5 protein-coding genes are annotated in these 7,484 nt (G+C 62.7%); all 5 read left to right on the top strand.

The genetic code is table 11. From position 1 onward, the window contains the following. Positions 1-215 precede the first annotated feature (215 nt). Positions 216-2,594: a maltodextrin phosphorylase MalP gene (malP, locus tag Q0331_RS06890; protein WP_298075680.1), complete on the top strand. Its 2,379-nt coding sequence runs from the start codon at positions 216-218 to the stop codon at positions 2,592-2,594. Positions 2,595-2,790: 196 nt separating this feature from the next. Beyond that, positions 2,791-2,883 carry a K(+)-transporting ATPase subunit F gene (gene kdpF / locus Q0331_RS06885; protein WP_034964313.1) on the top strand — a complete coding sequence of 31 codons (93 nt, stop codon included), beginning with the start codon at positions 2,791-2,793 and terminating at the stop codon, positions 2,881-2,883. Next, positions 2,880-4,532: a potassium-transporting ATPase subunit KdpA gene (gene kdpA / locus Q0331_RS06880; protein ID WP_298075679.1), complete on the top strand. Its 1,653-nt coding sequence runs from the start codon at positions 2,880-2,882 to the stop codon at positions 4,530-4,532. Before kdpF ends, kdpA begins: the two co-directional genes overlap by 4 nt. After that, on the top strand, positions 4,529-6,745 hold the full coding sequence (kdpB, locus tag Q0331_RS06875) for a potassium-transporting ATPase subunit KdpB (RefSeq protein WP_298075678.1): 2,217 nt from the start codon (positions 4,529-4,531) through the stop codon (positions 6,743-6,745). Before kdpA ends, kdpB begins: the two co-directional genes overlap by 4 nt. Before the next feature lie 52 nt (positions 6,746-6,797). Then, positions 6,798-7,391: a K(+)-transporting ATPase subunit C gene (kdpC, locus tag Q0331_RS06870; RefSeq protein WP_298075677.1), complete on the top strand. Its 594-nt coding sequence runs from the start codon at positions 6,798-6,800 to the stop codon at positions 7,389-7,391. Positions 7,392-7,484 lie beyond the last annotated feature (93 nt).

Raw genomic sequence — 7,484 nt, 5'->3', positions numbered from 1 at the left:
GGTTTGCACTCCGAGCACATCATCCAGGTGCCGCCCCGCTCCTCCGCTGCGGTGGAGGGATTCAGCCAACTCCACGGTCGCATCGAGGAACAGGCCTCGCAGCTGCGAAACGAATCGACGTCCAAAGAACAGTCCAAAAAACAATCCCAAGAACCCTAACCCCCACCCCGCACCCGACCAGCAAGTTTCCCGCCAGCACCATAGAATCAGTACCTATGAGCCACGATCTGAACTCCACCACCGTCGGCGGCCATGTCCGCGCCGCCGCCGGCACCAGCCCCGAGCACGCTTCCACCCGCAAGTTCTGGACGGGACTGTCCCGCAACATCCAGGAGCGCATCGCCGACGATTGGGAGCGCACCCGCCAGACCTACAGCGCCACCCGCCAGCAGCACTACTTCTCCGCGGAGTTCCTCATGGGCCGCGCGCTGCTGAACAACCTCACCAACCTCGGCCTGGTAGAAGAAGCCCAGACCGCTGCCCGCGAACTCGGCCACGAACTCACCGACGTCCTGGAAGTGGAAAACGATGCCGCGCTGGGCAACGGTGGCCTGGGCCGTCTGGCCGCCTGCTTCCTGGATTCCGCCGTCACCCAGGATTACCCCGTCACCGGCTACGGCATCCTCTACCGATACGGCCTGTTCCGCCAGTCCTTCGACAACGGCTTCCAGGTCGAGCGCCCCGACCCGTGGCGCGAGGAAGAATACCCCTTCACCATCCGCCGCGCCTCCGACCAGCTGATCGTGCACTTCGACGACATGAAGGTCCGCGCGATCCCCTACGACATGCCCATCACCGGCTACGGCACCCACAACGTCGGCACCCTGCGCCTGTGGAAGGCCGAGCCGTGGGAGGAGTTCGACTACGACGCTTTCAACTCCCAGCGCTTCACCGATGCCATCATCGAGCGCGAGCGTGTCAGCGACATCTGCCGCGTGCTCTACCCGAACGACACAACCTACGAGGGCAAGAAGCTGCGCGTCCGCCAGCAGTACTTCTTCACCTCCGCCTCCCTGCAGGCGATGATCCGCAGCCACCTGTCCCACCATGGGCACCTGAATAACTTCGCGGAATACCACTCCGTGCAGCTGAACGATACCCACCCGGTGCTGGCCATCCCGGAGCTCATGCGCCTGCTACTGGACGAACACGGCATGGGCTGGGAGGAAGCCTGGGAGATCGTCTCCAACACCTTCGCCTACACCAACCACACTGTCCTCACCGAAGCCCTGGAGCAGTGGGACCAGCAGATCTTCCAGCAGCTGTTCTGGCGTGTCTGGGAGATCATCGCCGAGATCGACCGTCGCTTCCGCATCGAACGCTCGGCGGAGGGCATTGATGGCGTCACCATCCAAAGAATGGCCCCGATCCAACACGGAGTGGTGCACATGGCTTGGATCGCCTGCTACGCCGCTTACTCCATCAACGGTGTGGCCGCACTGCACACGGAGATCATCAAGCGCGAAACCCTCGCCGATTGGCACGCACTGTGGCCAGAGAAGTTCAACAACAAAACCAACGGTGTTACGCCGCGCCGCTGGCTGCGGATGATTAACCCTCGCCTGTCTGCGCTGCTTACTCGTCTTTCGGGTGGTGACGCCTGGGTCACCGACCTCGACAGCCTCAAGGAACTGCGCAGCTACGCGTCCGACGAGAGCGTCATGCAGGAGCTCCGTGAAATCAAGGCCGCCAACAAGCACGATTTCGCCGAGTGGATCGCCGAGCGCCAAGGTGTGGTCATCGACCCGGAGTCCATCTTCGACGTGCAGATCAAGCGCCTGCACGAGTACAAGCGCCAGCTGCTGAACGCCCTGTACGTGCTGGACCTGTACTTCCGTATCAAGGAGGATCACCAGCGCGACCTGCCGCCGCGCACCGTCATCTTCGGCGCGAAGGCCGCGCCGGGCTACACGCGGGCGAAGGCCATCATCAAGCTGATCAACACGATCGCGGACCTGGTGAACAACGATCCGGTGGTTTCCCCGCTGCTGAAGGTCGTGTTCGTGGAGAACTACAACGTCTCCCCCGCCGAGCACATCCTGCCGGCCTCCGATGTTTCGGAGCAGATCTCTACCGCGGGCAAGGAGGCATCGGGCACCTCCAACATGAAGTTCATGATGAACGGCGCGCTGACGCTGGGCACCATGGACGGCGCGAACGTGGAGATCGTGGATTCCGTTGGCGAAGAGAACGCCTACATCTTCGGCGCCCGCGAGGAGGAGCTGCCGGAGCTGCGCGCGGACTACAAGCCCTACGAGCTGTACGAATCCGTGCCCGGCCTGAAGCGCGCCCTGGACGCGCTGGATAACGGCACCCTGCACGACGAGTTCACCGGCTGGTTCTACGACCTAAAGCAATCGCTGATCCACGGCTACGGCGAAGGTGCCTCCGACACCTACTACGTGCTGGGCGACTTCGCGGACTACCGCGAGGTGCGCGACCGCATGGCCGCCGACTACGCCGCCGACCCGCAGGGCTGGGCGCAAAAGGCGTGGGTGAACATCTGCGAGTCCGGGCGCTTCTCCTCCGACCGCACGATTCGCGACTACGCCACGGAGGTCTGGAAGCTGGAGCCCGCGCCGATTGACGAGTAATTCCCGCCCTGCACCGGCGCAGGTCGGGGCGTCAATAAAGGGTGTAAAAGAGGGGCGTTAAGAAACCGTAAAGAGTCATTAGCACCGGGCACCACCGGTGTTGTTATATCTACATGCTTTATGACTTTTTAATGGTTGCAGTAACCTGCGCGCTGTTCGGCGCAATGGGTGCCGCCTTGAAGGCGGTGGACAAGCTATGAGCTGGGAACTGATCGTCGGTGGGATCCTCGGGATCCTGGCCATCATCTACCTTTTGGTTGCCCTGTTGAACCCGGAGAAGTTCTCATGAGCGGGGCCATCACAGGGTGGATCCCTGTCATCATGGTCATCATTGCCCTGGCGGCCTGCTACGTGCCGCTGGGCAACTACATGGCCGCCACGTTCACATCCAAGAAGCACAATGCCTTCGAACGTGGCTTCTACCGGCTGATTGGTGTGAATCCTGACGGCCAGCAAAAGTGGACTCGCTACTGCGCGAGCCTGCTAGCCTTTTCCGCCATCAGTGTCGTGTTCGTTTACCTGCTGCAGCGCGTGCAGCAGGCGCTGCCCCTGAACCACGGCAAGGAGCCCGTGCACTGGGACCAGGCGTGGAACACCGCCGTATCCTTCACGACTAACACCAACTGGCAGTCCTACTCCGGTGAGACGGCCATGACCATCCTTACCCAGATGGCGGGCCTTGCGGTACAGAACTTCGTGTCCGCCGCCGTGGGCATCACCGTGGCCATCGCGCTGATCCGTGGCCTGGCCAACCGCATGGGCAACGGCCAGATCGGCAACTTCTGGGTCGACCTGACCCGCGCGGTCTTCCGCATCCTGCTGCCGATGGCAATCATCGGTGCGATCCTGCTGATTTCCCAGGGTGCGATCCAGAACTTCCACGCTCCGACCACTGTGGAGACGATCACGGGTGGCCAGCAAACCATTCCGGGCGGTGCAGTGGCTTCGCAGGAAGTCATCAAGGAGCTGGGCACCAACGGCGGTGGCTACTTCAACGCCAACTCCGCCCACCCGTTTGAGAACCCGAACGCATGGACCAACATGCTGGAGATCTTCCTCATCCTGGTGATCCCGGTTAGCCTGACCCGCACCTTCGGCAAGATGGTGAACGACACCCGCCAGGGTTGGGCTGTGCTGGCCGCCATGGCCGTGCTGTACTTCTCTTCCCTGGCAGTCGTGATGTCCAGCGAAACCTCCCTGGCTGCCTTCCAGGGCGGTGGCATGGAAGGCAAGGAGTACCGCCTGGGCGTGCTGCCTTCCTCCTTCTTCGCCGTCACCACGACGATGACGTCGACGGGTGCGGTGGACTCCTTCCACTCCAGTTACCACCCGCTGGCTGGCGGCATGCTGATCCTGGACATGATGCTGGGCGAGATCTCCCCTGGTGGCGTGGGCACCGGCCTGTACGGCATGCTCATGATCGCCCTGCTCAGCGTGTTCGTCGCGGGTCTGATGGTCGGCCGTACCCCGGAGTACCTCGGCAAGCGCATCGGCGTTTCCGAGATCACGAAGGTCAGCCTGTACATCCTGGTCATGCCGACGTTGGTGCTGGCGGGCGTGGGTATTTCCACCATGCTGCCTTCTACCCGCGACTCAGTTTCTGCCGACGGTCCTCACGGCTTCAGCGACATCGTCTACGCCTACACCTCGGCCTCCAACAACAATGGTTCCGCGTTCGCCGGCTTCGGTGCAGATACCCCGTGGTTCAACATCACCCTGGGTCTGTGCATGTTGCTGGGCCGCTTCCTACCAATCATCTTCGCGCTGGCACTAGCCGGAAGCTTCGCTAAGCAAAAGCCGGCTGCCGAAACCGCCGGTACTCTACCCACCCACCGCCCGCAATTCGTGGGAGTGATGGTCGGTATCGCCATCATCGTTGGCGCCCTGACCTTCCTGCCCACCCTGGTTCTAGGCCCGTTGACGGAGGCTCTGTCATGACAACCCTAAATGCTCCTTCACGCTCCGAAGCGAAGCGTGCGACGGCTCCGGCCAAGCACGACAAGAAGAAAAACGAGGGCGCTTTTTCCGCAGCCCAGTTGAAGCAGGCCCTGCCGCTGGCGCTAAAGAAGATGGATCCGCGCCTGCTGTACAAAACGCCAGTGATGTTCCTGGTGGAGGTCGGCGCGCTATTCACCTTTGTTTTGGCGATCGCGCATCCTTCCCTTTTCACCTGGTCCATCACGGTATGGCTGTGGCTGACCGTTCTGTTCGCCACTCTGGCCGAATCTGTTGCCGAGGGGCGCGGTAAGGCGCAGGCGGACGCCCTGCGTGCCACCCGCACCCAGTCGAATGCTCTAAAGTTCACCGGCTCCGACGTGAACGATCCCCACCTGGCACCGGCGTTGGAGAACTCCGGTGCGGGCATGCGAGAGGTTACCGAGGAGGTCTCCAGCGAGTCCCTTTTGCCAGGAGACATCGTGCTGGTCAGCGCAGGTAACGTGATCCCTGCCGACGGCGACGTCGTCATGGGCGCCGCCAGCGTGGACGAGTCCGCCGTCACCGGCGAATCCGCGCCCGTCATCCGCGAATCTGGCGGTGACCGCTCCGCCGTCACGGGTGGTACCCGCGTGCTCTCCGATGCAATTGCTATCCGCGTAACCAGCAAGCCGGGCGAGTCCTTTATGGACCGCATGATCGGCCTGGTCGAGGGAGCGGAGCGTAAGAAAACCCCAAACGAGTTGGCCTTGGGCACCCTGCTGATCGTGCTGACGATCATCTTCATGATCGTAGTGCTGGCTCTGGCTCCGATGGCTGCGTTCAACGGCGCCGAGCAGTCCCCTGTGGTACTGGTCGCCCTGCTTGTCTGCCTGATCCCCACCACCATCGGCGCGCTTCTGTCCGCCATTGGCATCGCGGGCATGGACCGCTTGGTGCAGCACAATGTGCTGGCCATGTCCGGCCGCGCCGTCGAGGCCGCGGGCGACGTTGCCACCCTGCTGCTGGATAAGACGGGAACCATCACCATCGGTGACCGCCAGGCCAGCGAGTTCGTCGCCATGGAGGGCATCAACCAGGAAGAGCTCGTCTACGCCTGCCAGCTGTCTTCCCTCGCCGACGAGACCCCGGAAGGCCGCTCCATCGTGCAGCTCGCCGAGAAGCAGTCCGGCGTCGCCATCCCCGAAGAGACCTTCCGCGACGCGGAGTTCATCCCCTTTACCGCACAGACTCGTATGAGTGGCATCCAGCTGCCCTCCGGCGCTGGAGAACACACGGAATGGTCCGCAAGCCACCAGGCAGCGAACCGCAAGATCGTCAAGGGCGCAGCCTCCGAGGTTGCCAAGCTCGTGACGGACCTCGGTGGAGACGTCCCACCGTCCATCACCGACGTGGTCAACGACATCTCCAACAGCGGTGGCACCGCACTGGTCGTAGCAGAAATCGCCCTAAACTCCCAGGGCGAGGACGTCACCGGCCGAGTGTTGGGCGTCATCCATCTCAAAGACGTAGTAAAGCCGGGCATGACAGAGCGCTTCGAGCAGCTACGCAAGATGGGCATCCGCACCGTCATGGTCACCGGCGATAACGCCCTGACAGCGAAGGCCATCGCTGCCGAGGCGGGCGTGGACGACGTCCTCGCGGAGGCAACCCCGGAGCAGAAGCTGGAGCTGATCCGCAAGGAACAGGCCAAGGGCCGCCTCGTGGCCATGACTGGCGACGGCACCAACGACGCTCCCGCCCTGGCCCAGGCCGACGTGGGCGTGGCGATGAACACCGGCACCACCGCGGCCAAGGAGGCCGGCAACATGGTGGACCTGGATTCCGACCCGACCAAGCTCATCGACGTCGTGGCCATCGGCAAGCAGCTACTGATCACCCGCGGTGCTCTGACCACCTTCAGTATCGCCAATGACATTGCGAAGTACTTCGCCATCATTCCCGCGATGTTCGTGGTGGCCTTCCCAGGCCTGTCGGCGCTGAACATCATGCGCCTGCACTCCCCCGAGTCCGCGATCCTGTCCGCCGTGATCTTTAACGCGCTGGTCATTATCGCGCTGATCCCGCTGGCGCTGAAGGGCGTGAAGTACCGTGCGGGTTCGGCGGCTTCGCTGCTGTCGCGCAACCTGACCATCTTTGGTTTGGGTGGCGTGATCGTACCGTTCATCGGCATCAAGATCATCGACCTGATTATCTCCGGAGTCTTCGGGCTCTAACCCTCTTGGGCTGGCAACCGCCGGCCCGCTTTGAAAGGAAACACAGAGAACAATGGCACGCGCAACATCTAACAACGGCTTGCGTCTGGCCTCCACCACGGTGCGCATCTTCTTCCTGCTGACGTTGATCCTGGGCATTATCTACCCAGCGTTCATGGTCGGAGTGGGGCGGATCATGCCCGCCAAGGCGGACGGATCGATGATCACCAACGCCGAAGGCCAGGCCGCCGGTTCCTCCCTGATCGCCCAGGAAGTCACGAAGCCGGGCTTCTTCTACCCTCGCCCTTCTGCTGCTGGGGATGCTGGTTATGACGCCATGTCGTCCTCCGCCACCAACCTGTCCCCCTATAGCAAGGAGTATCAGGAGGCCATCGCCTCCAAGCGCGACGAGGTTGCCAAGCGCGAGGGGGTCTCCCCCGACGAGGTTCCGGTGGACGCCGTGACGTCCTCCGGTTCCGGCCTGGATCCGCACATTTCCACCGCCTATGCGAAGCTGCAGGCTCCGCGTGTGGCGAAGGAGCGCAAACTGGACCAGCAGAAAGTGGAGCAGCTGGTAGCGGAGGCCACCGAGGGCAACTACACCGGTAGTGCCGACGGTGCGCCGGTGAACGTGGTGAAGCTGAACAAGGCGCTGAGTGAGCTGTAACGGGCGAGCTGTAACAGGCGAGCTGTAGCGAGGCTGTAGCGGACGCGGACACGTGCCCGCAAAACCCAGGCGCGGTCGGCCTCAAGGTGTAAA

The organism is uncultured Corynebacterium sp. (assembly GCF_937999985.1).
Classification (GTDB): Bacteria; Actinomycetota; Actinomycetes; order Mycobacteriales; family Mycobacteriaceae; genus Corynebacterium.
Note: the sequence above shows the minus strand (reverse complement) of the source record. Positions and strands in the feature narration are given on the sequence as shown.

Bases quoted from the DNA above. Each gene is read 5' to 3' on its own strand.
- malP (WP_298075680.1), top strand. From the start codon at position 216: ATGAGCCACGATCTGAACTCCACCACCGTCGGCGGCCATGTCCGCGCC.
- kdpF (WP_034964313.1), top strand. From the start codon at position 2,791: ATGAGCTGGGAACTGATCGTCGGTGGGATCCTCGGGATCCTGGCCATC.
- kdpA (WP_298075679.1), top strand. From the start codon at position 2,880: ATGAGCGGGGCCATCACAGGGTGGATCCCTGTCATCATGGTCATCATT.
- kdpB (WP_298075678.1), top strand. From the start codon at position 4,529: ATGACAACCCTAAATGCTCCTTCACGCTCCGAAGCGAAGCGTGCGACG.
- kdpC (WP_298075677.1), top strand. From the start codon at position 6,798: ATGGCACGCGCAACATCTAACAACGGCTTGCGTCTGGCCTCCACCACG.